This window comes from Novacetimonas hansenii JCM 7643 (assembly GCF_000964405.1).
Taxonomy (GTDB): Bacteria; Pseudomonadota; Alphaproteobacteria; order Acetobacterales; family Acetobacteraceae; genus Novacetimonas; species Novacetimonas hansenii.
The window spans coordinates 1-1,055 of sequence record NZ_BANE01000081.1 but is presented as its reverse complement, the minus strand read 5'-3'; the positions used below and the strand labels follow the sequence as shown (position 1 = coordinate 1,055).

1 protein-coding gene is annotated in these 1,055 nt (G+C 56.7%); it reads right to left on the bottom strand.

The window, feature by feature from the left end; genetic code table 11:
• Positions 1-15 precede the first annotated feature (15 nt).
• Positions 16-964, bottom strand: a protein-coding gene (locus tag B7G66_RS06665; RefSeq protein ID WP_141313152.1) for an IS630 family transposase whose coding sequence is annotated in 2 segments (ribosomal slippage) — positions 16-600 and positions 602-964 — 948 coding nt in all. Because the reading frame shifts where the segments join, the coding sequence is not laid out codon by codon here.
• Positions 965-1,055: the final 91 nt, after the last annotated feature.

Sequence of the window (1,055 nt, the reverse complement as noted above, 5' to 3'; positions counted from 1 at the left end):
TAGAGCGTTCTGTGATTAGATTGATGCATATCCTGAGTTTTTGAGGTAATTGGCGCATTCCTGTGCGGAGAAGCAGGTGAGGAGTGAGCCGATGCGTTTCCATGTTGCCTCAACGGATCGCTCTGCGGCTTTTCTCAGCAAAGTCTTGAGCTTGGCGAAGACCTGTTCGATTGGATTGAGGTCGGGACTGTAGGGCGGCAGGAAGATTATCCTGGCGCCGACGGCACGAATGGCCTTGCGAGCTGCGTCGCCCTTGTGGCTGCCGAGATTGTCGAGCACGACGATATCGCCCGGCTTGAGTGTTGGAACCAGAAACTGCTCGACATAGGCCAAAAAACTGCGCGCGTTGATCGGTCCGTCGAGAACGCAGGGTGCGGTGATCCGGTCATGACGCAAAGCTGCCAGAAAAGTCAGTGTTTTCCAGTGACCGTGGGGAACCCTGGCTCTCAACCTTTCGCCTTTGGGGCAGCGGCCATGCGTGCGCGCCATGTTGGTTTTGGCCCAGGTTTCGTCAATGAACACCAGACGGGTAGGATCTATATCGGCCTGATATCGCTTCCAGAACTTACGTTTACGCGCGACGTCAGGTCGATCCTGCTCGCAGGGCAGCACGCTTTTTTTTGAAGCTGATCCCTTCGGATTGAAAAAAGCGTGACAGCATCCCAGTGTCGGCCTGAACGCCACGCTCGTCGCGCAGTCGGACCGACAGCGCCGCAAGGGTGATATCAGGTTCGGCATCAATGATGGCCAGCAGCCAGGCTCGTTCAGGCTTGGTTTTCGAGGGACGATGGCCGCCCGTGCCAGCGCAGCAGCGATCCCCGACGCGTCTTGCGCGCTGGACCCACTTGATCGCTGAAGCATCACTCACCCCAAAGCGTCGCGCCGCTGCCCGGCAACTCATGCCGCCTTTCTCCACCGCATCAATTACACGGTCTCGTAAATCCTGCGAGTAGGCTTTCGGCATGAAGGCTGGCCTCCTTCACCAGTCTTCATCTTGAATCACATCAGACGCACTTTGGGAATCCTATGATTCAAGCTATTCGCAGTGCGCTCTA